The sequence below is a fragment of the Bacillus sp. TH13 genome (assembly GCF_016651175.1).
Classification (GTDB): domain Bacteria; phylum Bacillota; class Bacilli; order Bacillales; family Bacillaceae_G; genus Bacillus_A; species Bacillus_A thuringiensis_S.
Genome location: NZ_JAEKEJ010000020.1, coordinates 205,418 through 229,780, shown reverse-complemented (window position 1 = coordinate 229,780; position 24,363 = coordinate 205,418). Strand labels below are relative to the sequence as shown.

The window sequence follows — 24,363 nt, the reverse complement described above, 5'->3', positions numbered from 1 at the left end:
TGATTAGATAAGAGATCATAAAGATAAAATGTATATGAAATTTCTTAAGTAGTTTCTATATAAATATATCATATAAATAATGTAAGTAATGTTAAGATAGTGTAAATGTATTGTAAATAAAAGGCTTTACAATAAAGGCTTTAATAAAAAATGATAGTTCCTTAAAATAAAAAATACGCTATTCTTTCTATTGAATGATAGAAAGAATAGCGTTTTTGTATGTCTATTTTCATATGTGATGAATTGCAACTATTTGTATAAGGATTCAAAAAATTTTCGTTGTATATATTTCTCCAAATTAATTATTTAGCTATTTAAAAGTATCGAAAGATGTGTGCACACTAATGTATATTTTTTAGTGTCAATAAAAATATTATGTCAACAATATGAACTGTCACAAATCTTTATATATTATTGTGATTGATATCACATCACTTTTTTTCAATGGGTATTATGCTTAAGGTGTAATGAATGATTGGGAGAGGGTGGGATGATATGTTTTGTTATCAATGTGAACAAACGCCAACAGGCGGATGTAAAGTAATGGGTGTTTGTGGTAAGAATGAAACGATTGCGAGTTTACAAGATACGATTGTGTTTGGGCTAAAAGGAATTGCAGCTTATCGCACACATGCTGCTCAGCTAGGGTATACGGATGCATTTGTAGATGCTACAACACAAGAAGCTTTATATATGACATTAACAAATTCTAATTTTAACGAACAAGAGCATATTGATATGGCTATGAAAGTTGGGAAATCAGCTTTACGGGTGATGGAGTTATTGGATGAGGCACATACGAATCATTTTGGTGTGCCAGAGCCTGTACAAATTACACAAAATCGTGTAGAAGGTAAAGCAATTGTAGTTACGGGTCATAATTTATTTGCATTAGAAGAACTATTAAAGCAAACAGAAGGAAAAGACATTAATATTTATACGCATTCTGAAATGCTACCAGCACACGGATACCCGCAGCTGAAAAAATATAAACATTTAAAAGGAAACATCGGTAAGGCATGGTATGATCAAAGACGCCTTTTTGAAAAATTTACGGGTGCCATATTAGCTACAACGAACTGTGTTATGCCAATTAAAGGCTCGTACTCTGATCGATTCTTTTCATATGACATTGCAGGTTTAGAAGGTGTACAAAAAATTGAAAATGATGATTTTACACCATTAATTCAAAAAACGCTAGAACTTCCAGAAGTACATATGGAGTCGGATGAACAGTTAGTGACAGGGTTTCATCATAATACAGTATTATCATTAGCTCCAGAAATTATTGATGCAGTAAAAGAAGGGAAAATAAAGCGTTTCTTTGTTATCGCCGGTTGTGATGCACCGGGAAAAGGCGGAGAATATTATCGTGAATTAGCAACGTCACTTCCGCCAGAAACGGTTATTTTAACAACTTCTTGCGGGAAATTCCGCTTTAATGATGTGGATTACGGTGTTGTACCTGGTACGGAAATTCCGCGTTATATTGATTTAGGACAGTGCAATAATTCAATTTCTACAGTGAAAATAGCGGCTGCTTTAGCTAATGCTTTTCAATGTGAAGTGAATGAATTGCCAGTAAGTATTGTCCTATCATGGTTTGAACAAAAAGCGGTTGCCATTTTACTAGGGCTATTTAGTCTTGGGATTCAAGATATTCGCATCGGTCCAAAGGCTCCTGAATTTATTTCACCTGGCGTGCTTGATGTATTACAAGAAACATTTGGTTTAAAACTAATTACAAATGCAGCAGAAGACATGGCTATGATGTTATCGTAACGGAAAAGATGTTTTCACTTAATTGTAGTTTTATAAATCATTTGTATGTGTGTGAGTAAACGTACATACAAATGATTATTAATAAAGAAAATCTGCTATATCTATAAATTTTATAATTTTATAAAGCTTTTAAAGTGTAACACCACATGCCCATCACCTTAAGATTTTAAGTATCCCCAAAACGAAATTTCTACATGAATATCTATAATTTTACCTCTTTTTCATTTGATTTGAAAATAAGCTTTCTATTTTTAAAAACCAACGATACCACCTCAAATTATATGAATAAAATCCATTCATTTATTAGGAAAATGGATTGAAAATAATAAGGTAGACTAAAAAGTAAAATATTATTTATGATAATCATTCTTTTATAAAATTTAAATTGGAAATAGCCCTACTCATTTTCAAAATGGAGGGGCTTTTTTTACTGTAAAATCAATATCTGCAGCTTATTTTTGTTGAAAAAATTCTCATTCTTATTTTGATAGTGATATGGGTACATATACATGCCCATCAATCTTTTATTATGAAGTAGCCCTTGAATATATTGTTTTTTATTGACAGACATAAAAATGATTCATTTGCTGTATTGATAATTTATAGACGTTATAATAAAATGTTTATGTATATGCAAACTTAATTTATTTTTGTTTGGTTTTATTGGGAGGTTAGGCAGTGTTAATAACAATAAAATAATGGATATATCACCTGCAAAAAGAATGAAACCAATACGGAGAAGATGATTTCGTTAAAAATTCGAAAAATAAGCATTATTAGCTCTTGAAGAAAAATGACTAGAAAAATTACAAGCATATGGAAAATAGGGTTATACAAAAAGTCCTAAAGGGGGACGGAATTATGGAGAAAAGAAAGTATTCAGTAACACCACAAGATCGAATGAATTATGTATTAGGTCTTTATTCTGCAGATCAACAAATTAATGCAGTTCTTTATTTTCCTGTAGGTATATCCAAGGAAATACTTGAAGAATCAGTAAGGATAACGTTGCAATTGCAACCAGTTTTGAACAGCCAGTTTGTAGAAAATGATATTCCTTACTGGGAGGAACATTCATCTGACACTAACTCATCTATTTGCTTTTTTGCAGAAGGAAATAATCAAGAACTTGAAATAATGGCAATAGATTTTATTAAAGAACCTGGTGATCGTATACAGGGGCCTATGGTTCAAACGAAATTATTACGGGGCACTACAACAGATATGTTAGTTGTGAAATTATCTCATCTATGTTCAGATGGTGCAGGAGTCAAGGAATATATTAAATTGCTTGGAACAATATATACGCACCTTTCATTGGGACGGTCTAAGAAGCAAATTATAAAGGAATTTGATGAGGGAAATGAGAGTTGTCGAGATCAATCACATGTATTCAAATACGCTGGAATATCGGACATAAAAAGTGCGTATCGTCCTAACCAAGAACAACAGGCATCGTTATGGTCTTTTCCATCTCAACCTAACAAAAATAAATTTCCCCAAGTGTCCGTACGGCGATTGAGCCATGAGCAAACTCTACGTTTAACCCAATGGACAAAAGCACAACAGGCTACCTTGAATGATGTAATCATGACTGCATACTTCCGAGTTTTATCACATTTCACTGTGTATGCAGAACCTCGCACTGCAGAAAAAATGATTGGCTTGACAACTGATTTACGTCGATATCTGCCTAATAATACAACTGGTGCTATTTGCAACTTATCCGGTATGGAAATGCCAGTGATTAAAATGGAAGACGATGAAACATTTAAGCAGACTCTTGTTCGAGTTAAACAATCAATGGATAAAATAAAGTCTCAAAATCCAGGTCTTTCTTCAGCAGCAGGAATGGAGCTACTGGCAGAAATGAAGCTATCTACAGTGAAGGAAATGTATAATCAGCAATATGAACAGGCTGTACAGATGGGGATGGCGTTGCCATTACTGACAAATTTGGGAGTGATCGCTGAGGAACCTATTCAGTTTGGTCAAATTCAAGCTGAGGATGGGTATATGGCATCACCTATTATGTATGCACCATTCTTTTCAATGGGAGTAAGCTCTTATAATGGAAGACTTACATTTACGATTGGTTATCATGCGCCGGATACATCAAAAGAAAAGGTAGAAAAATTTTTAGATAGTGTTGTTAATCAACTATCAGAAATAAAATAAAAGAGAATATAGAGAACAAATTTCTAACAGAATTGTATTTTAGGGGCTCGTATCATGTACGGATAATCTCTGGGAATTTTCTCTGACCGTACTTGCCTTTATGCTTTATATGCAATGGGAATGGTAGTGAGAAACAATTTGTATCGTGAAAAAACAAGATATATCGGTATGAAAACAATAAAGCAGTGCTGATTTAAATTACACTTTGAATCAGCGCTGTTTTACTAGTTTGATGGCCCTTACAACAAAAAAAGGAGACTGTATCCGGTTAGGGTAAAGCGGATTTTTAATTTTTTTGAAAATAAAGTTGACATCCACAACTACTTAGTCATACAATGTAGTTGTAATAAGTAATACTGAATAGTGTAGCTTTACTCAAAAGCTATTCGGTAAAAATTCGCCTTAGTACTCTGTAATACTGAATATAAGTCAGACAGAATAGGGGGTAAAGGAGGATCAGGACATGGAAAATTTAACTGAAATGCTGAAAGGTTCACTGGAAGGGTGTGTACTGGAAATCATTAGTCGCCGTGAAACGTATGGCTATGAGATTACCCGCCATCTGAATGATCTTGGGTTTACCGAAGTTGTGGAAGGTACGGTGTATACCATCCTTGTACGATTAGAGAAGAAAAAGCTTGTGAATATTGAAAAGAAACCATCAGATATGGGACCGCCTCGTAAGTTTTATTCATTAAATGAAGAGGGCCGCCAAGAGCTTGAATTGTTTTGGAAAAAATGGGATTTTGTAACGTCAAAAATTAACGTCTTGAAGTCAAAATAGGTTCATAAGATAAAATGTTCCGGCCGATACTTTGGGAATTTCTTGTTCGGTTTTATAAAAAAGGAGGAAAATAAGATGTTAGAAATGTTTAAAAAGTTAATTGGTGATAAAAAAGAGTACAAAATGATGATGGCACGAGTTGAGGCTCTGCCAGAGGACTACCAGTTTGTATTTAAGAAAATTCAAAACTACATGTGGAATTTCTCAGCGGGTAACGGGATGGATATGTTACACATACAGTATGAATTAATCGATTTGTTCGAAGCGGGTGCAGCGGAAGGAAGACAAGTGCTTGACATTACTGGGGATGACGTGGCTTCCTTTGCTGACGAACTAGTGGCAAACGCTAAAACTTACGTCTCCAAGTATCGTGAAGATTTGAATGAAAGTATTATGAAGAAATTGAGAAAAAAATAAATGGAATAAGTAATAACGACTGATTAGCTGGTTACACATATGAATTGCATCATAGCTATTCAGTTATATTTTTAACTCGGTACTAAGTAATACAGAATATCAGTGATACTAAATAGGTAGAGGTAAATAAATTATCTTCGTAAAACATTTTATAGGGAGGAAAAAAGTATGAGTAATGCAGCGATTTCTGTAAAAAGCTTGAAAAAATCCTTTAAAGACAAGGGAGTTTTAAAAGGGGTAGATTTTGAGGTGCAGCGTGGAGAAATTTTCGCGTTGCTAGGCTCAAATGGAGCGGGAAAGACGACAACGGTCAATATCCTTTCGACGCTAATGAAGCAAGATGATGGTGAAGTGAGTATTTGCGGTTTTGACGTCCAGCGACAACCAGATTATGTTCGTCAAAGCATCAGTTTGACAGGACAGTTCGCAGCTTTAGACGGCATGCTTACTGGAAGGGAAAACTTGATAATGATCGCTAAGTTACGTGGTGTTTCCAATCCCGCACAAGTTGCTGATAATCTACTTGCAAGATTTAGTCTGACTGATGCGGCCAACCAGAGGGCAGATCAGTATTCAGGAGGGATGAAGCGCCGGCTTGATATCGCAATGAGTTTGATTGGGGCGCCAGCAGTTATTTTTCTCGACGAACCAACGACCGGACTTGATCCAGAAGCGCGGATCGAAGTGTGGGATACAGTAAAGGAACTTGCCGGTAGCGGTACAACTATTTTGCTTACGACTCAGTACTTGGAGGAAGCAGAACAACTGGCAGACCGTATCGCTATTTTGCATGGCGGAAAAATTATTACGACAGGTACTCTTGCTGAACTGAAAGAGATGTTCCCACCGGCAAAAGTGGAGTATATCGAAAAGCAACCGACATTGGAAGAAATATTCCTTGCGATTATTGGCAAAAAGGAGGAGATGTAAATGAAAAGTAAAACAGGTGTATTACTAGGTCGTTTAATGCGTAACATTATGCGCAGTCCGGATACAATTATTACAGTAGCGATTACACCGATTATGATGATGCTATTATTTGTCTACGTGTTTGGCGGCGCAATAAAAACTGGAACGGAAAACTACGTTAATTATTTATTGCCGGGAATTTTGCTAATGGCTATCGCATCCGGTGTAGCTTACATTTCCGTGCGACTCTTTACGGATGTAAAGAGTGGGCTGATGGCACGTTTCATTACGATGCCTATTAAGCGCTCATCGATATTGTGGGCTCACGTTCTAACCTCTCTGGTTGCTAATGTACTTACTATCGTGGTGGTTATTCTTGTTGCACTCTTAATGGGTTTCCGTTCCAGTGCTAATATTCTAGATTGGCTCGCGGTAGCTGGGATACTTGGGATGTTTACGCTGGCGCTAACATGGCTAGCTATCATTCCAGGATTGAAAGCGAGGTCTATGGAAGGTGCGACTGCTTACTCGTACCCGCTAGTTTTTCTTCCATTTATTAGTTCGGCCTTTGTGCCTACCGAAACGATGCCAAAAATTGTTCGTGCGTTTGCAGAGAATCAGCCTGTAACTTCAATCGTGAATGCGATTCGTGCTCTTTTATATGAAGGAACTGTTGGAAACGATATTTGGATTGCGCTTGCTTGGTGCGTAGGTATAATGGTCATCTCTTACTTTTTCGCCAGTAAAGCATTTAAACGTCAGTTAGGGTAAGAAACGTGATAAACGAAACCTTCAGGAATAATATATATTTAGAAAAGCACGGGAGATTTTCCGTGCTTTTATTATTTATCATGCTCTCATTGTAGTAAATGAAATGGTATTTAAAAATAGGATAATTATCCAGTGATAAAGCTTAATATTTGAGGCTCACTGCTTATGGAATGTATAAGCACACTCGTTTTTGTAAATCTGCTAATACTTCATCGGGTATTTCTTTGATTTTAATATCCTTCCCTAGAAAAAGCAGCCAATTTATTATTTCCGTCACTTCATCGGGATTGTTAACATTGATAAAAGTTTTTAAAATGGCTGTGGATTGGTAAGGATTAGTATAAGATATTGAAATTTTTAAAGGATGGTATTTTTTGAACTGGGCAATTGCTGTCGGACCAAGTTCAAGTACAAGGTTAATTGCTTCAGCCTTCTTACTTAGTTTTTCTAAAATCTTTTTCTTATTGAGCCTTTTATTCGTCGTGTATGGTTCGATATTGATGAGAGCATCGACAGGAAACATTAACTTCTTTTCTTCTTTTAAGTCAAATCCTTCAATGATCCAATGGCTTTTTTCTTGATAAAGGTGTAATAGATAAATTGGATAAGACTTAATTTCTTCATCTTCTTTAATGGTAATCAATAAATGGTTATCCAAAAGAAGGATTTGAATGAGTTTTTCTAACATAGGATGGGGGAGATCAGAAAGCTCAAGTAGATCGGGATTATGAGGATTAGTTCCTTGGAACAGCAAGAGTTGATTTAAAAGAACGAGGTCATCCTGCTGGGTTTCTGAGATGAGTCCTAGTAGTTTTTCGGCTAAAGATTGACGACTCTTTAGGTAGGGAAGTTGTTGATTCCTCGTAGCCATAAAGGCAATAAAAAGAGCTTTCACTTCATTATCAGTAAAGCGAACAACGGGCAGGATAGAATTATGCATAACAAAATATCCACCCGTTCTCCCAACTTCAGCGACAAGTGGCATTCCCATAGCTTCAATTTCTCTAATGTCTCTAATAGCTGTCGACCGTGATATGTTAAATTCTCGTATGATTTCAGAAATTGTAAAGTGGGAGCGGTTGTTGATATACCGCATAATTGTATTAATCCGTTCAACTTTTTTCATTTTGGTCTCCTAAACAGTATCATTTTTTGACATGGTTTAAAGATATTATAAACGTATCAGATGAAAAGATAAATCGTTTGATTAATAAAAAAAGAGGCAGGTTTTGCATATGAAAAATTATTCTATAGAAGAAAAAGATAGCTTTATTGTATTAGGTATTGGAACTGAAATTAAGAGTGAATACACAGACTTTGCTGGAATAAATAAAGAAAAGGACGACTTTTGGTCGGCTGTTAAAGAAGATGGAAGGCTGGACACTTTAAAAGCTTTAGCGACAAATGAATACATTTTTTCTGTGAGCGAAGCGGTGAATAACAAGATGATGTATTATGCTGGTGTCATGACAGAAGCACAAATAGAAGAAGAATCTAGAGTGATCCAGTTTCCAAAGGGAGAATACTTAGTAGTGAAAGGGGAAGACAAAACGGCTGAAGAGCTAAGTAATAAGCTGACTGGCATCGCCTTCGGTCAAGCTTTAAGAGAAGCAACGGATTTTGCTTATGTTGGTGGGCCAAATACAACGGTTGAGATGGGGCAAAGAAACGGCTTAGTATTTGGTGAAATGTGGATTCCAGTTGTTAGGAAGTAAAGTGATAAAAGGTACGAATATGGAAAGTAGAGGCTAACAATATTGAATTGTTGGCCTTTTTGACATAAATAAATTATTCATATGCTACTACACATTATGTTCTGATAAAATGGAATAAAAGGAAATTAATGTAAGGTGGTGGCGGTTTGAATAAAAAAAGGATATTTGAGCTATTCATAGTAGCGTTTGTTTTTCTATTCCTTCATGTAAGCACATATACCAATGAAAAATTTAACGATAAATTGGGTTCCTTTACTTTCGTTGTTCTATTTCTTATGGTTTATATTTACGCTGTATTTATAGAACGGTATTTTGATGATATACAAAAGTGGGTTCGAAATATCACAATTTGTTTTGCTTTGTTAGTAGTTGCTGTAGTATCACTATGGATAGGTTACTTTTAAATCCTTACTTAAGAGAATGAGAAGTATGTAATTACAATACATTGAATCCGATTATATTACTTAGCTGCATCGGTTTATATTAATCTTTTCTCTCCCCAATCAGGATAAAATGTACAATAGGAAATTTTATGTAAGATAAAGAAGGAAGGTTTATGGTCAGCTTGAGTACTTTGCTAGCTTTTGCGCTTGTTTCACTTAGTATGGTTTGTTCACCTGGGCCTAATTTAATTTATCTTATTTCTCGTCCCATTACGCAGGGGCGTATGGCAGGATTTATTTTTTTTATTGAGCATCATGCTTGGATTTGTAATTCATATAATCGCAACAATGTTCGGACTTACAGTTTTATTCCTTGCAGTACCCGCTGTCTACGAGGCAGGTGCTGCTTACTTGCTCTGGCTCGCCTGGAATTCGATAAAACCTGTTGCTACATCTATTATGGAACCGCGTATGATTTCTAATGAGCCACCAAGGAAATTATTTCTGATGGGACTCATGACGAATCTTCTGAATCCAAAGATTGCTATTTTGTATGTATCACTTCTACCTCAATTTGAAGATCCAGAGAAGGGATCGTTGCTTTTTCAAGGTGCAGTTTTGGGGCTTACGCAAATCACTGTTAGCTTTATAGTTAACCTTGTAATTGTATGTACAGCAAGTAAAATTGCAAAATGGTTTGGCACACGCCCGACGTGGCTACGAGTACAGCGTTGGCTTATGGCAAGTGTTTTAACGGGGCTTTGCTGTACGTCTTGCTTTTGAACGTCGACAGTAAGAGCCTCTTGACCTTCAGTTTCTATAATATAACCTAATAAATATTAATATAAGTTATGTATAACAGATATTTACCTTATAAAATAAGGGGGGCATATTATGACTGAGACAAACGAATTTTCAGGAGTCAATTTGAAAAAAGATGTGAAGTTTTCTATTATAATTCCTGCACACAATGAAGAAAAGTACATTAGAAAATGTTTAGATTCAATTGCAAAGGCATCAGAGGCATATAAAGAGCAAACGGAAGTTATAGTTGTTTTAAATCGTTGCACAGATAAAACAGAGGAAATAGCAAAATCTTATAATTGTGTTACATTGAAAAATAACGATAAAAACTTATCTAAAATTCGAAATGCAGGGGCTAAAATAGCTAATGGAGAAATAATCGTCACTATAGACGCTGATACCATAATGACAGAGTCTATGTTGTCTAATGTAGATAAATATTTAGCTTCAGGTACATACATTGGTGGTGGGGTAAATGGAAAGTTTGAAAGAATATCTTTAGGAATATTTCTCTCCGCAATGTTAATAATCATCCCCTTACTTTTTAAGTACGGAGCTATATCTGTAGGGATTTTTTGGTGCTATAGAAAAGACTTTATGGCAATTAACGGATTTAATGAAAACATGCTTATGGCAGAAGATGCAGATTTCGCTAAACGGTTAAAAGAATGGGGAAAGAAAAATAATAAGAAATTCGGTACTATTAAAAATGGAATGATAACTTCATGCAGAAGATTCGATACATATGGAGACTGGACTTTACTTAAAAATCCAAAAGTAATTTTAGCTTATCTAAAAGGAAATGATAGAAAATACGCAGATAAGACATATTATGATAACCAAGAAAGATAAAAATGGAGAAAAGCGGCAGAGGATAGCTAGTACTTTTTTAGATATAATGAGAATCCAACTTAATTTAATAGATATTATAAGAAAACCATCAATTTGATGGTTTTTATTTTTGAAATAAATATGTATTTTTTTATAAAAATATTTTTTGACCCCCATAAAACTTTGTACTCCTCCGAATATGTATAGTGAAGAAAAATGAGTAGGAAAGAATATAGAAGTATTAATAAAATTACTAGATTAAGTGGGCATCCAAAATAAAAGGATGAAATTACCAATGGTATAGAGGAGAGTTATTCAAGGATTGCAGATAAAATAGAAAAAGAATAAACAAAACGAACGGTAGAAAATAAGAAAGTAGATAAAAATATAAACTTAACTTTAGTGCCGAGAGAAAAGGAAAATCATTAAGAAAGCGTTAGGAAAAGTTAGAATCGAAAAATATAACTAACAGCAAGAAGACAAGCCCAAAGAAAAGTACCAAGAAAATCTGGTTAAATGGTCACTTGTGTAGTGACCATTTTGCTATTTGAAGGAGGCTGGGAGATTACAAGTGTTGAGTTTAGTAATGAAGATCTTAAGAAAACCGAAAATAGAAGATATCGTATGTAACATACAAAACAACGAAGAAGATAAAGAAGCGTTTATCGTACAGTATCAGCCTTTTATTAGAAAATCAATCTCATCTGTCTGCCGTCGATATATTACAGAACAGGATGATGAATATAGCATTGGATTGTTTGCGTTTAACGAAGCAATTGAACAGTATTCATATACAAAAGGAAAGTCCTTTTTAGCGTTTGCTGATCTTCTTATAAAAAGAGATGTAATTGACTATATACGTAAGGAGTCTAAACATAACTTTGTCTTTTTAAAAGAAGATGAGCAAGAGGAAATGTTAGAAATGCAAGTGTCGCTTACGGAGTATATGAAAGAGATGGAAAATAGTAACCGTAAGGAGGAAATTCTTCATTTTCAAAGTGTGCTAGCTGAGTTTAAAATCACATTCTCAGAGCTTGCTAAAGAATCTCCTAAGCATCGTGATACACGTGAGCACTTAATAGAAATTGTGAAAATAATTATAAAAGAAGAGGAAATGATGGAAGAGCTGTTCCGAAAGAAAAAGTTACCGCTTAAACAGATTGAACCGCGTGTTAGGGTAAGTCGTAAAACGTTGGAACGACATAGAAAATACATTATTGCAATGTGTATTATTTTTGCAAACAACTATACATATATTCTGGATTACATAAGAGGGGAAAAGCATGATGAATAAAGGAATTGTGATGGATATAAAAAAGCATAGCGTAGTTGTTTTAACACCAAATGGAGAGTTTATTACGTGTAAAAGAAAAGGGGATTCTTGCATAATCGGGGAGGAAATCTCGTTTGATGAGCAAGAACAAAAAGCATCGCATTTTTCGATTCCTTCCTTTTTAAAGCCTGCATCAATACTTGTTGCTTGTTTTCTATTTGCAGTGCTGTTTTTCTACAACCAACCAGAAGAAAAAGTATTTGCTTACGTCTCAGTTGATATAAATCCAAGTTTAGAGGTGAGCGTAACAAAGGATTTTCGTGTTATAGATTTGCAGGCTTGTAATGATGATGGAAGGCGTATTTTAAAAGAATTGAAGCAATGGGAAAATAAACAATTACAAGAAGTAATACGTACTATTATAAAGCAAAGTCAAGAGGATAAGTATTTAACGAATGATAAGCAAGTTATGCTAACAGCTGTTGCAAAGGACAAGGCACTAGAACCACAGTTGGAAAAGGCAATGAAAGAATTAAAGAAAGAATATGAGCTAAAACATATTACAGTTGAATATCAAAGTAGCACAATGCAAGTACGAGAGAATGCTAGAAAAGCTGGAATTGGCACAGGTGTTTATATAAAGCAAGAGAATGAGAAGAACAAATCGCTTACGCCTCCTGCCACGCCGTCTAATCCGGTGGAAAACGAAGAAGAGGTGCAATCACAGCCGGAGTCATCTCATGATGCATCACTGGATTTGTCTCCTGTAAAAGAAAAAAAATATGAAAAGCAAGAGCAGAAAGAACAAAAGAAAACAGAGGAACAGCCATCGAAGCAAATAAAAGAAAACAATGAAAGAGGATCTCAGCAAGAAAATAGAGGGAATCAACAGGAGAATAACAGTAGAGAAGCTCAACAAGGAAATAATGGGAATCAGCAAGGGAACAACGGAAGAGGATCTCAACAAGGGAATAATGGAAGAGGATCTCAACAAGGAAATAATGGAAATGGGCAAGGGAACAACGGAAGAGGATCTCAACAGGGAAATAACGGAAACGAGCAAGGGAACAATGGAAGAGGATCTCAACAGGGAAATAACGGAAACGAGCAAGGGAACAATGGAAGAGGATCTCAACAGGGGAATAATGGAAACGAGCAAAGGAACAATGGAAATGGGCAAGGGAACAATGGAAGAGGGTCCCAGAAAGAAAATGACGGAAACGAGCAAGGGAACAATGGTAGGGGGTCTCAACAAGAAAATAGAGGCCACCAGCAAGGGAATGAAAAGAAGAATCAATAGAATATGGAATTGAGAGATTCATTTCAAAGCTAAAAGGATTTCTCTCGCTATTGTGGGCAGTAAAACTTCCATCTCAAAATTTGGCTGGGGCAAAGAAGTTAGGTGGGAGTTGGGCTGCTTGTAAATGCCCAATTGGTGAGGGCTGATTAAAGTTGCACTTTATTATTCTATAGTTCTATTAAGAAGGAGTATGTGAAAAATATAATGGAGAAAAACATTCAACAAGAGAAAGATAAAGAAAAACCTGTTTTTTATGATCCGAAAGGAAGGAGAAACATAGCCTTTATTTGGTTTCTATGTATCTCAATAGTTAGTGTAGGTGTTGTATTTTATTTTTTCTTTCAAAGTATTTTTTCAACACCAGAAATTCCAAATATGAATACCGCTGTACAACAAGATACTAAACTGGTACCAATTAATCAAAAACTTAGTGATCAGCAGTTAAAGAAGGAAGAATTTAACCTAAATACCGAAACGAAGGATAATAAAAATTTGGTGAATCCGCCGAAGGATAGTAAACATCCTAAAGAAGTGTATGGTTTTTATGTAAACTGGGATGAAAATAGTACCGCTTCTCTAAAAGAAAATATCGATTCATTAACTACGTTAGTACCAGAGTGGTATCATTTAAAAGCAGATTTAACGATTAGAAGTGAGATAAAACCTGAGATAGTAAAGTTGGCAGAAAAGAATCAAGTGAAGATTATGCCTTTGCTTACTAACTATACTGAGGAAGCTTCTGGTCCTGATAGTGGGCTAATTCATAAGTTACTGAGTTCCTCAAACGATGTAAAGACAAAGTTTATTAATGATTTAGTAAGCCAAGTTAAAAAAAATCAGTTTTCAGGTATTAATATTGACTTTGAGGCCGTACCTGAAAGTGATAGAGAAAGCTTAACAAATTTTATGAAAGAACTTACTACGGAATTTCATGAACATGATTTGCTCGTTACACAAGATGTTCCAGCTAATGATAAGGCTTTTGATTATAGTGCGTTAGCAAAAATAATAGATCGAATGATTGTAATGATGTACGATGAGCACTATGAAGCCGGGGAACCAGGACCAATTGCTTCAAATAAATGGTTCCAACACACATTAAAAGAACTGAATATTCCGTCTAATAAGCTTATAGTTGCTTTCGGTAACTATGGATATGATTGGCAAGTAAATAGTAAAGAAGCTGCGAAGTCTTTAACTTTCTCAGAAGTTATGGCAATAGCTCATGATTCAAATATGAAAATTCAATGGGATAAGATGAGTGGAAACCCTTATTTTAGGTATAAAACAGAAGGGAAAGAACATACTGCTTGGTTCTTAGACGGTGTAACTCTTTATAATCAAGTGAAAATCGCAATGGACAATAATGCAAAGGGATTTGCGTTATGGAGACTAGGAGCAGAAGACCCTACAATATGGAAAGTTTTAAAAAATCCGATTGAGGCACAAAAAAATCCTAATGTATTACATAAAATCAATAGTTTAGATGAAGTAAATTATTCTGGACAAGGTGAAATTTTACAGATTGAGAATGAAAGAAAAAATGGATTGAGAGATTTTAAAGTAGGCAAAGATGGTTACCTTACAGATGAAGTATATCAATCCTTACCATCTGCATATGAAGTGCAACGATATGGAAAACCAAATGGGAAACAAGTAGTATTAACATTTGATGATGGACCAGACCCGAAATATACGCCAGAAATTTTAGATATATTAAAAGAGAATAAAATAAAAGCTGCTTTTTTTGTACTTGGTGAAAACGCACAACTAAATACTAGTATTGTAAAAAGAATATACGATGAAGGGCATGAAATTGGCAATCATACTTTCAAGCATCCTAACATAGCTGATACGTCTTTACTGCGAACGAAAGTAGAACTTAATACGACGCAACGTTTAATTCAGGAAGTAACTGGACATTCTACGGTTTTATTTAGACCACCATATGAAGCGGATGCTAACCCGGATTCATCAAATGAAATATTGCCTATTTTACGTGCACAAAATATGAACTATACAATGGTAGCGGAAAAAGTTGATCCCGAAGACTGGGCAACACCATCAACAAATGAATTAGTAAAGCGTGCTCTTAATCCCATTTATAAGGGAGAGGGAAATATTATTCTTCTCCATGATGCGGGAGGGAATCGTACACATACAGTAGAGGCGCTCCCAATCATTATTAAAGATCTAAAAAAGCATGGATATAGTTTTGTAACAATTTCAGATTTAATGAATAAAGAACGAGATGAAATTATGCCTCCTGTTTCTTCTGAGGGGAAGCAATATTTACTTTACAATAAAGCTGTCTTTTCAGGGGCAGGATACTTTAAGCATATATTAACAACTATTTTTTATATTGCTATTGGATTAGGGATTTTTCGATTTTTATTCTTAATTTATTTTGCATGGAAGCAGAAAAGAAAAACGTTATCTCGCTATATTAATTCGTCCTATCAACCTTTTGTTAGTGTTGTCATAGCAGCATATAATGAAGAAAAGGTGATAGCTAAGACGATTCGCTCAATTTTGGATAGTAATTATAGAGAATTTGAAGTTATTGTTGTGGATGACGGATCGACAGATGGTACGTCAAAAGTAATGAAAGAAACATTTTATAAACACCCTAAAGTTCGTTTCATTCAGAAAGAAAACGGCGGGAAATCATCGGCAATGAACCTAGGGTTTCAACAATCGCGAGGAGAAATCATTGTCACTTTAGATGCGGATACTATTATTGCGCAAGATGCTATTTCTTTAATGGTTAGACACTTTGAAGATCAGAATGTAGCTGCAGTTTCAGGTAATGTCAAAGTGGGGAATAGACGGAATTTGTTAACTACTTGGCAACATGTTGAGTATATTACAGGGTTTAATTTAGAACGTAGAGCTTTTGATGAGTTAAATTGTATTACAGTCGTTCCAGGAGCTATTGGGGCGTGGCGCAAGAAGAATGTAGTTGAATCTGGATATTTAAGCGAAGATACATTAGCAGAAGATACGGATCTTACTATTACATTTTTACGTCAAGGGCATAGAATTGTATATGAAGAAAAAGCGCATGCTTTTACGGAATCACCTGAGGATGTGAAAAGTCTCATTAAACAGCGCTATCGTTGGTCATATGGTACACTTCAATGTCTTTGGAAACATCGAAAAGCGTTGTGTAATTCAAAACATAAAACATTAGGATTTATTGCACTGCCTAATATGTGGTTATTCCAATATGTTCTGCAATTCATTGCTCCTTTTGCAGATATATTAATGATTATAGGACTATTTAGTAGTAATCCGCTAAAAGTTTTAGGATTTTATCTTGTATTCTTTTTAATGGATCTTCTCGCTTCTCTGTTCGCATTTAAATTAGAGGAAGAGAACCCAAAACCATTGGCATGGTTAATTTTACAACGTTTTATTTATCGTCAATTTATGACCTATGTTGTCATTAAATCTATATTCTCATCGCTTTGAGGAGTAGCGGTAGGGTGGAATAAACTAAAGAGACTGGGGAGTGTTAAACATTCCACGGAACATAAGGAGGCATCATAAAAGAGCAGACTATTTGCTCTTTTTCATTAGTTTTAGTTAGTTGAATGTAGAGTTGTAGCATAAAAACTGCTGCTTCTATAATGAGATTCCTATTCATTATGAATAGTGAGACATTATGTTAAGCTAATCCTTTAGTTTCGGATTAAAGTTTTTTTATATTTTTTAAAATGACGGACACAAAAACGCATATACCTTCGAATTATATATATGGATAACATAAATATGTATATAAAAGGGGAGAAATAAGATGAAAGAAAAAAAGAAATGTTTCAAGAAATCGCTGAGGTGTTAAAGGTATTGGCGCATCCAGTTCGTCTATCTTTAGTAAAAATAATGCTTGCAAAAGGTCCTACTAATGTAACAACAATGTATGGGGATTTACAAATGCCTCAAAGTACAATTAGTCAACATTTATCTAAACTAAAAGCTGCTAAAATGGTTACAGGTACTCGGAAAGGATTAGAAATTTATTATGAGGTAACTGACAATCGCACAAAATCAATATTAGCATGTTTAGTTTAAATGATGACTTCTATTTCAAAATAAAAAGCGCTATTCTTTTCTATGATTTTACAGAGAGAATAGCGTTTTTTATTTTTAAGGAGTATCTTTTTATATGCCTATAGAATGGAGTGAAAGGTTTATGGGTTTAAATGTACCTACTGTTACCTTAGGTTCTAATGCGTCTAATAATGAAAAAATTCTCGGTTTAGGGGTGCTTCTTTATAGCTTACGTACAATTGAGATTAGAAAAAGTAGAGCGAGCGCTTAATGAGGCGGAAGTAGTGTTTATATGCGAAACTTTATAGAAATCTCATTTTTCTAATTGTATCTTTTTAGATTGATGGATGTGGGGTCACGTCCATCAATCTAAGAAAACAAGTTAGCTAAAAAATGATGAAAATAAACTTTATAGAAATAAAAAATATGAACGTAGAGGATTAAACAAAGTATATAGTGCTTTTTTAGTCATGTAATCTTTTAATCTGATGATCTTTTCCCCATTCAAACAGATCATTCATTATTTGCATTAAAGATTTTCCGTATTCACTTATGGTGTACTCAACCTTTGGTGGTACTTCTTGATATACGGTACGATAGATAATCCCATCAGCTTCAAGTTGCCGAAGTTGTTGTGTAAGAACCTTTTGTGTAATGTTTGGGATTTCTCGTTTAATTTCATTTGTTCGCATTTTTCCATCCGACAAAATACATAAAATATGAACTTTCCATTTTCCACCGATTACATCGAGTGTTGTTGCAATTGGGCAATTATCATTTTGATTCATATAACACCTCCACAGGTACTTTAAGGTTCCTATAGCACTTTAAAGTACGTACTTTTCAATTATATGTGACTCATTCATACTAATACGTAAAGGGTTGAATAATTTATAAAGGGGATGAAAAAAGATGAAAACACTTGTAATTGTAGCACATCCTGATATTGAAAAATCAAAAATTAATAAAAGATGGATTGAAGAACTTGAGAAATATTCGGATGAAATTACGGTGCATGAATTGTATAAAGTGGCACCGAATTGGGAGTTTAATATTGAAGAAGAGCAAAAGTTATTAGTAGAACATGACAGATATATATTTCAATTTCCGCTTTACTGGTACAGCTCACCACCATTATTAAAAAAATGGTTCGATGATGTATTAACATATGGATTTGCGTACGGATCTAAAGGAGATAAAGTGAAGGGGAAAGAATTTGGTGTAGCTATTTCTATAGGTGGATTAGAAAAAGACTATGAAAATAGTGGGATTACAATGGATGAGTTGACGAAACCATTCCAAGCTACATGCTTATATACAGGTATGGAATTTATACCTTCCTTTTATTTATATGGTGCAGAATATAAACTAAGTGATGAAGAGATTGATAAAAGTGCACCTGAGTATGTGCAATATGTGATGAACAAGAAGTATTCTAATATATAATGAAAAATAGCCATTTACTTGTGAAGTAAATGGCTATTTTATATTTTCCTTATATTCACTAAGTGTAATCTTTAGTAAATTAATAGTTAATCTGGTAAAATAAAAAACCTAACATATATAAAGGGGAGTTTTACTTGAGAACGATGCGACAATTATTACAAAAGAGAGCAATGCAATCACCAAATTTGGAAGCGCTTGTAGGGGGGAAGAAAAGATATTCGTTTCAGCAATATAATGAACGAGTAAATCAGCTTGCACATTATTTGTTACATAATGGTGTGCAAAGAGGAGATCGTATAGGAATACTATGCAAAAATAATCACCCATTTCCAAGCGTTATGATGGCAAGTTTAAAAATTGGAGCGGTATTTATTCCGCTAAATCATCAGCTGACTGTTTATGAATTAGAAACGATTGTAAAAGAAGCGAAATTAAAAGTGTTAGTTATTGATGAAGAATTTAGTGAAGTGTTATTAAAGGTTGATGCTGTTAAAGAAATTCCTTATGTAATTCAAACGACAAAAAAAGACTTTGGTTCATTTGAATTAGAGTTGCAAAAACAGCCAACGACAGAACCGAACGTAGAAGTTCATGAAGAAGACGATGCCATTTACTTGTTTACTTCAGGAACGACTGGACAGGCGAAAGCATGTGTAATTGGACATAAAAACTTACATCACTATTTTGCTGAAATTGCGGGACAAAGAGAAATCCCAGCAGGTGAACGCTTTTTATCTGTGCATCCATTGTTCCATATGAGTGGCGTGCTTTCTATTTTAAATTGTATTTATCATGGCGTTACGATGATTTTCTTAGCTGATTCGAATCCTACTCTTATTTGGGATAAGATTGAAGAAGAGAAAATTACTACGATGCTTGCGTTCCCAGCTGTTTATAGTTACATGCTTGATGAATTAAATAAAAAAGAACGTAATATTTCAACCTTTAAAGTAGCACAAAGCGGTGGTACAAAAGTGCCAGAAACACTCATTCAAAAATATATGGAAAAAGGAATATATATGGTGCAAGGTTATGGTAGTACAGAAGGTTGGGTTGTAACCTCATGGCATCCAATGATGGGAAAAGAAAAGATGTCTTCTGTAGGAAAAACCTTGAAAAATGTAGAGGTGAAAATTGTTCATCCGGAAACAGGACATGAACTAACAACAAATGAAGTTGGAGAGATTCATGTGAAAAGTCCATACATGTTTAAAGGGTATTGGAATAATGAAAAGGCGACAAAGAAGGTAGTAAAAGATAACTGGTTTAACATGGGTGATGCTGGCATGATAGATGACGATGGATTCCTGCATATTATGGGAAGATATAAAGACGTTATTATACGCGGTGGTGACAATGTATATCCAGATCAAGTAGAAGATGTTATTCATGAAATACATGGTGTTTTAGAAGTTGCAGTAGTTGGAGTTCTAGATGACTTTTGGGGAGAGGTTCCAAGAGCTTTCATTGTGAAGGATAGCGAAACAATATTAACAGAAGAAAGTATTATTCAGTATTGTAAACAGAAATTAGCCAGTTACAAAATACCAGAAGTGGTATTCATAGATGAGTTACCGAAAAACGCTTTAGGAAAAGTGTTGAAGAGGGAATTAAGAGATGCTGTTCTTGTGAAATAGAAAATTATGAAATAATGGAGAACCCAGTTATGTATAAAGCATGACTGGGTTTTTGTTAATGTTTCTGATAGTGGAGAGTATAAACGTTTTTGTTTTTTTGATGCAATTTTTTAGCTTGGTAACGCTCGAACGATATTCGATTATTAGGTAATTTAAACCTCGCTACCTCCACTTGAAATTGTTATAATTAAAATGTTTTTAACATTTAAATAATTAGGGGGCTAGAGAATGAAAATTGCGATAGTCTGTTTCGATAACTTTACTGATATAGATGTTTTTTTACCATGGGATTTATTAAATCGTGTACGTTTAGTTGGCGGTATTTCTGATTGGACTGTCCAGCTATTAGGAACGGAAAAAACTCATATATCCATGTCTGGCTTACGTATCCCCATGACAGGAAGCATATCTGATATACCTTCCGCTGACGCAGTAATATTTGGAAGTGGCAAGGGGGTCCAAGGTTTATATCAAAATCAAGAATATCTTAATAGCATTCATGTAGATCTTCAAAGACAATTAATAGGCTCTATGTGCTCTGGTTCACTACTACTAGGAGCTAAAAAATTGTTAACTGGTAAAAAAGCAACTACATATCCATCTGTAGTAGAACAACTTAAAGAATTTGATGTAGACGTTATTGAACAAAGCTTCGTAAACGAAGGGAATATCTCGACTGCCGCAGGTTGTTTTGCTGCTCAAGATCTCTCAGCTTGGATTATAAGAACTTTGATTAATGAAGAAATGGTTGACACTGTGCTTGAAACTGTTCAGCCAGTGGGCAAAGGTTTATATTTTAAATAATCAAGTTAGAAATAGATAATCTGACTTGATTATTTAAAATGACGTTTTTGTACAATTTCTTCTTTAGTGAATCCAAGTAATTTTCCTAAGGAGGGCGACCGTCACATCGTTATCAAGCCAAGGATTTGGAATTACCTCAAAATGAAAAATTTCCCCTTGTACAGTTAATTATAGAATTCGACTTATTTTTTTCGTATTGGGGAACTACCGATTTCTTAAGTTGATGGGCATAAGGTTTGTTACTAGATTTTGTATTTCGTGTAAGATAACAAAGAATATTCAATCAATTACTGGAGGAAGAGATGTAAATGAAGCTGCCGCTATTACAAGTAGAGACGGAGAAACTTATGATCCGTCCGTTCCAAAAAGATGATTACGAAAGTTGGTTAGATGGATTTAATAAGAGACTGCCATCGCAGTATAAATATGACGATGGCTATCAAGTTATGGCATCATCAACAAAAGAATGGTTCACGGAATGGATAAGGGGTTTTGATGAAGCAGCACATCGAGATGAGATGTATGTATTAGGTATTTTTCGTAAAGAAGATGGGGCTAATATTGGAAAGCTAGAGCTAATAAAAATTTTACGTATGGACTATCAATGGGCGATGATGGGCTACTCTATTCATAATCAATATTGGAAAAATGGATATGGGGTAGAAAGTGTAAACGCTACGTTACCGTTATTTTTTAATAGCCTTGATTTTCATAGAATCGAATTACATATACGTGTTGATAATGAGCCATCAGTGCGCCTTGCAGAAAGAGCAGGTTTTTCATTTGAATGCAAGAGAGAGGCATTTTCATTAGAGAATGGTAAATGGATGGATTTTCTTATTTATTTTAAAAATAAGGAGATGAATATATGAGAGTATTTATTACAGGTGGAAATCGTGGATTAGGGTTACAGTTAGTAAAAGTATTTCATGAAAATGGGCATATTGTTTATCCATTAGTTAGAACTGAGGCTGCGGTAACGCAATTGGAGCAAATGTTTAGTTGTAGATGTTTTCCTATGTTGGCAGACTTATCGGCTGATGAGAGTATGGGGCAAATTAAGAAACAGCTTGAGGAATATACAGAGTATGTTGATCTAGTTATAAATAACGCTGGCATTACTGGGAAGGAGACTGAGATTTTACATACAAATTCAGAAGAGTTAACGGACTTATTTAATATTCATTGCTTAGGTGTAATTCGGGCTGTAAAAGGTACATATGTGGCGTTAACTAAATCGAATCATCCGAGAATAATAAATATGTCCTCTCGATTAGGATCATTACATAAAATGGCGAACAAAGAGTTTCCGCAAGGCCAGTTCTCATATTCATATCGAATTGCTAAAGCTGCACAAAATATGTTAACACTCTGCTTACAACAAGAGTTTGAGAATAAAGGAATTCGTGTAACTGCCATTCACCCAGGGAAATTAAGAACTGATATTGGTGCCTTTGATGCGAATATGACTCCGGCTGAAGGAGCAAAAAATATATATGATTGGATAATAGATTCAAATGAGGATGTTTCAGGGAAGTTTATTGAGCCTGGTATGGGGGAATTAAAGTGGTGATATACGATCTTGCAATCATTCAGAATCTATTTGGCCCGTCTAAAAAAATATTAAATGGCTTACCAAAGGCAGTAACGATTGAAGAAATAGAAGAAGATGTTTTGTATAACGTACAAACATATAAAGAAAAGATAGGTAGATTTGAAGAGGTTTGTTTTAATTGGGAGTTAAAAAGAGCAAGTATTGTATTAAACAAAAGGTTTAGTAGTTATAACTCAAGTGTGAAAGAGTTACTTGATGCCGGTTTTTCTTTGTATGCCGCAAAGATAGAAGTATGTAGAGAATTGAACAATGTAGAAGAGCTTGAAAGACAATATACATATCGATCAATAGCAGAAGGAACGTTATTGGAAAAAGAATTTAAATACATTTGGGAACAATGTATGTCGGGTTCAGGGAATCAAACTTCAATTTTAACTATCGATGAACATTTTTATTCAGTGCAAACAGAGTTAGGTAAGGGTTGGGAAAAGTCATGTATTGTTTTTTATGATAAAACTGAGCCAATTGGTATGTCCATACCGCATATAGAAACTGGAACAGAAAGTGAAGGACGATTATTTTACTTTGGAGTAATGCCTTATTATCGTGGGAAAGGAATTGCTTCCCAGCTGCATCTTCAATCTTTACATATGTTAAAGGAAATGGGGGCTACTTATTACATCGGAAGTACACATACTTCAAATGAAAAGATGCAGAGGATATTTTGGAGAAATTATTGTTCGGTGAAAACGGAGACAGAGCTTTATTATAAAATTTTTAAAGTAGATTAGGAGAAAAGAAAATGAAGACTATAAATGTATTTCATTATGACGCATTTACGGATAAACCAAATAAGGGAAATCCAGCAGGTGTTGTATTAGAGGCGTATGGATTAACAGAAAAGGAGATGCAGCGTATTGCTGAAAAAGTTGGATATAACGAAACAACTTTTGTTCTTTCCTCAGAAGTAGGAGATATAAGAATGCGCTATTTTACACCTGGTTTTGAAATGGATTTATGTGGTCATGGGACAGTAGGGACGATATATGCCTTGCGCGAAAAAGGTTTATTAGAAGAGAAAAGTAACCTTACGATTGAAACGAAGGCTGGGATTTTACCGATACAAATAGATGTGAATGAAAAGGGAGAAACCTTTATTAAAATGAGGCAGGCAGCACCTCAGTTTAAAGATTTTGCAGGTTCAAAAGAAGAATTAGCTCATAGTATTGGTTTGGAAGTAAATGATTTAGATGTAAGTTTACCGATAGTATATGGAAGTACGGGGAATTGGACTGTAATTGTGCCGATTAAAAATCTAGATGCGTGTGAGAGAATGAAACCTAATAATGCTGCATTTCCATCAGTATTAAAAGAAATACCTAATGCTTCTATTCACCCAATTTGTCTAGAAACTTATGATGAACTAGCACAAATGCACGGCCGTCATTTTTCGTCAGCTTACGCTGGGACGATTGAAGATCCAGTGACAGGAACAGCTTCAGGTGTAATGGGAGCGTATTATGCGGAGTATTTAGAGAAAGATTTTGAACATGAATTGGATTTAATCGTTGAGCAAGGTCAAGAAATACATAAAGATGGTCGTGTAAAGGTATATGTAACGAAAGATGTAAAAAATGAGAAGTTACAAATAGATATTGCTGGAACTGCAGTGTATGTGAAAGAGTTTGAAATTTCAATATAAAGTGAAACTTTAATCAGTG

Annotated in this window: 22 protein-coding genes and 2 pseudogenes; 22 read left to right on the top strand and 2 right to left on the bottom strand. The window is 34.7% G+C overall.

Annotation, left to right across the window (positions count from 1 at the left end; all coding sequences use genetic code 11):
* Window positions 1–495 precede the first annotated feature (495 nt).
* The 6 genes from hcp to JFU02_RS05885 all read left to right on the top strand — a co-directional run bounded on the left by hcp (window position 496) and on the right by JFU02_RS05885 (window position 6,841).
* Window positions 496–1,782, top strand: coding sequence for a hydroxylamine reductase (gene hcp, locus JFU02_RS05910; protein WP_042973382.1), 1,287 nt, complete (start codon window positions 496–498; stop codon window positions 1,780–1,782).
* Window positions 1,783–2,643: 861 nt separating this feature from the next.
* Window positions 2,644–3,960 carry a condensation domain-containing protein gene (locus JFU02_RS05905; RefSeq protein ID WP_201070229.1) on the top strand — a complete coding sequence of 439 codons (1,317 nt, stop codon included), beginning with the start codon at window positions 2,644–2,646 and terminating at the stop codon, window positions 3,958–3,960.
* A gap of 463 nt (window positions 3,961–4,423) precedes the next feature.
* Window positions 4,424–4,744: a PadR family transcriptional regulator gene (locus JFU02_RS05900; RefSeq protein ID WP_061666676.1), complete on the top strand. Its 321-nt coding sequence runs from the start codon at window positions 4,424–4,426 to the stop codon at window positions 4,742–4,744.
* Window positions 4,745–4,819: 75 nt separating this feature from the next.
* Window positions 4,820–5,161 carry a DUF1048 domain-containing protein gene (locus JFU02_RS05895; RefSeq protein ID WP_000891986.1) on the top strand — a complete coding sequence of 114 codons (342 nt, stop codon included), beginning with the start codon at window positions 4,820–4,822 and terminating at the stop codon, window positions 5,159–5,161.
* Window positions 5,162–5,329: 168 nt separating this feature from the next.
* Window positions 5,330–6,091 carry an ABC transporter ATP-binding protein gene (locus JFU02_RS05890; RefSeq protein ID WP_000063332.1) on the top strand — a complete coding sequence of 254 codons (762 nt, stop codon included), beginning with the start codon at window positions 5,330–5,332 and terminating at the stop codon, window positions 6,089–6,091.
* Window positions 6,092–6,841: an ABC transporter permease gene (locus JFU02_RS05885; RefSeq protein WP_201070226.1), complete on the top strand. Its 750-nt coding sequence runs from the start codon at window positions 6,092–6,094 to the stop codon at window positions 6,839–6,841. It begins immediately after the preceding gene.
* A 163-nt stretch (window positions 6,842–7,004) separates the two neighbouring features.
* On the opposite strand, the gene JFU02_RS05880 is transcribed toward JFU02_RS05885, so the two are convergent.
* Window positions 7,005–7,967 carry a helix-turn-helix transcriptional regulator gene (locus JFU02_RS05880; RefSeq protein WP_086406939.1) on the bottom strand — a complete coding sequence of 321 codons (963 nt, stop codon included), beginning with the start codon at window positions 7,965–7,967 and terminating at the stop codon, window positions 7,005–7,007.
* Between the two features lie 109 nt (window positions 7,968–8,076).
* On the opposite strand from JFU02_RS05880, the gene JFU02_RS05875 reads away from it, so the two are divergent.
* The 9 genes and pseudogenes from JFU02_RS05875 (at window position 8,077) to JFU02_RS05835 (ending at window position 17,471) form a co-directional block, all read left to right on the top strand.
* The gene (locus tag JFU02_RS05875) at window positions 8,077–8,556 is read left to right on the top strand and encodes a GyrI-like domain-containing protein (RefSeq protein ID WP_003307553.1); all 480 of its coding nucleotides are present in this window, start codon (window positions 8,077–8,079) and stop codon (window positions 8,554–8,556) included.
* Between the two features lie 146 nt (window positions 8,557–8,702).
* Window positions 8,703–8,960 (top strand): DUF3963 domain-containing protein, encoded by a 258-nt coding sequence (locus tag JFU02_RS05870; RefSeq protein WP_001036171.1) that lies wholly within the window; start codon window positions 8,703–8,705, stop codon window positions 8,958–8,960.
* Window positions 8,961–9,112: 152 nt separating this feature from the next.
* A pseudogene (locus JFU02_RS05865) lies at window positions 9,113–9,735 on the top strand (LysE family translocator).
* Window positions 9,736–9,833: 98 nt separating this feature from the next.
* A complete protein-coding gene (locus JFU02_RS05860; protein WP_201070223.1) occupies window positions 9,834–10,595 on the top strand; it encodes a glycosyltransferase family 2 protein in 762 nt (253 codons plus the stop codon).
* A 550-nt stretch (window positions 10,596–11,145) separates the two neighbouring features.
* The gene (gene sigI, locus JFU02_RS05855; RefSeq protein ID WP_002101143.1) at window positions 11,146–11,868 is read left to right on the top strand and encodes an RNA polymerase sigma factor SigI; all 723 of its coding nucleotides are present in this window, start codon (window positions 11,146–11,148) and stop codon (window positions 11,866–11,868) included.
* The gene (locus JFU02_RS05850) at window positions 11,858–13,147 is read left to right on the top strand and encodes an anti-sigma factor domain-containing protein (protein ID WP_061666674.1); all 1,290 of its coding nucleotides are present in this window, start codon (window positions 11,858–11,860) and stop codon (window positions 13,145–13,147) included. The genes sigI and JFU02_RS05850 overlap by 11 nt, the downstream gene beginning before the upstream one ends.
* 204 nt (window positions 13,148–13,351) lie before the next feature.
* A pseudogene (locus JFU02_RS05845) lies at window positions 13,352–16,699 on the top strand (trifunctional glycoside hydrolase family 18/polysaccharide deacetylase/glycosyltransferase family 2 protein).
* A 264-nt stretch (window positions 16,700–16,963) separates the two neighbouring features.
* A complete protein-coding gene (locus tag JFU02_RS05840; protein WP_000485077.1) occupies window positions 16,964–17,221 on the top strand; it encodes an ArsR/SmtB family transcription factor in 258 nt (85 codons plus the stop codon).
* A gap of 94 nt (window positions 17,222–17,315) precedes the next feature.
* Entirely contained in the window at window positions 17,316–17,471 is a 156-nt protein-coding gene (locus tag JFU02_RS05835) for a hypothetical protein (protein ID WP_170959179.1), read from the top strand.
* Between the two features lie 193 nt (window positions 17,472–17,664).
* Here the strand turns inward: JFU02_RS05835 and JFU02_RS05830 are convergent, their stop codons facing one another.
* Window positions 17,665–17,988, bottom strand: a complete 324-nt coding sequence (locus JFU02_RS05830) for a winged helix-turn-helix transcriptional regulator (RefSeq protein WP_001072980.1) — start codon at window positions 17,986–17,988, stop codon at window positions 17,665–17,667.
* Between the two features lie 124 nt (window positions 17,989–18,112).
* On the opposite strand from JFU02_RS05830, the gene JFU02_RS05825 reads away from it, so the two are divergent.
* From JFU02_RS05825 to JFU02_RS05795, 7 genes are all read left to right on the top strand, one after another.
* Window positions 18,113–18,646, top strand: coding sequence for an NAD(P)H-dependent oxidoreductase (locus JFU02_RS05825; protein WP_000855231.1), 534 nt, complete (start codon window positions 18,113–18,115; stop codon window positions 18,644–18,646).
* Window positions 18,647–18,780: 134 nt separating this feature from the next.
* Entirely contained in the window at window positions 18,781–20,283 is a 1,503-nt protein-coding gene (locus JFU02_RS05820) for a class I adenylate-forming enzyme family protein (protein WP_141541157.1), read from the top strand.
* Window positions 20,284–20,511: 228 nt separating this feature from the next.
* On the top strand, window positions 20,512–21,087 hold the full coding sequence (locus tag JFU02_RS05815; RefSeq protein ID WP_000684451.1) for a DJ-1/PfpI family protein: 576 nt from the start codon (window positions 20,512–20,514) through the stop codon (window positions 21,085–21,087).
* 308 nt (window positions 21,088–21,395) lie between these two features.
* Entirely contained in the window at window positions 21,396–21,959 is a 564-nt protein-coding gene (locus JFU02_RS05810; protein WP_098223402.1) for a GNAT family N-acetyltransferase, read from the top strand.
* Window positions 21,956–22,660: an SDR family NAD(P)-dependent oxidoreductase gene (locus tag JFU02_RS05805; RefSeq protein WP_001263470.1), complete on the top strand. Its 705-nt coding sequence runs from the start codon at window positions 21,956–21,958 to the stop codon at window positions 22,658–22,660. The genes JFU02_RS05810 and JFU02_RS05805 overlap by 4 nt, the downstream gene beginning before the upstream one ends.
* On the top strand, window positions 22,657–23,433 hold the full coding sequence (locus JFU02_RS05800) for a GNAT family N-acetyltransferase (protein WP_103945151.1): 777 nt from the start codon (window positions 22,657–22,659) through the stop codon (window positions 23,431–23,433). The genes JFU02_RS05805 and JFU02_RS05800 overlap by 4 nt, the downstream gene beginning before the upstream one ends.
* An 11-nt stretch (window positions 23,434–23,444) precedes the next feature.
* Complete coding sequence (locus JFU02_RS05795; protein ID WP_098285352.1) at window positions 23,445–24,344, top strand: PhzF family phenazine biosynthesis isomerase; 900 nt, start codon at window positions 23,445–23,447, stop codon at window positions 24,342–24,344.
* Window positions 24,345–24,363 lie beyond the last annotated feature (19 nt).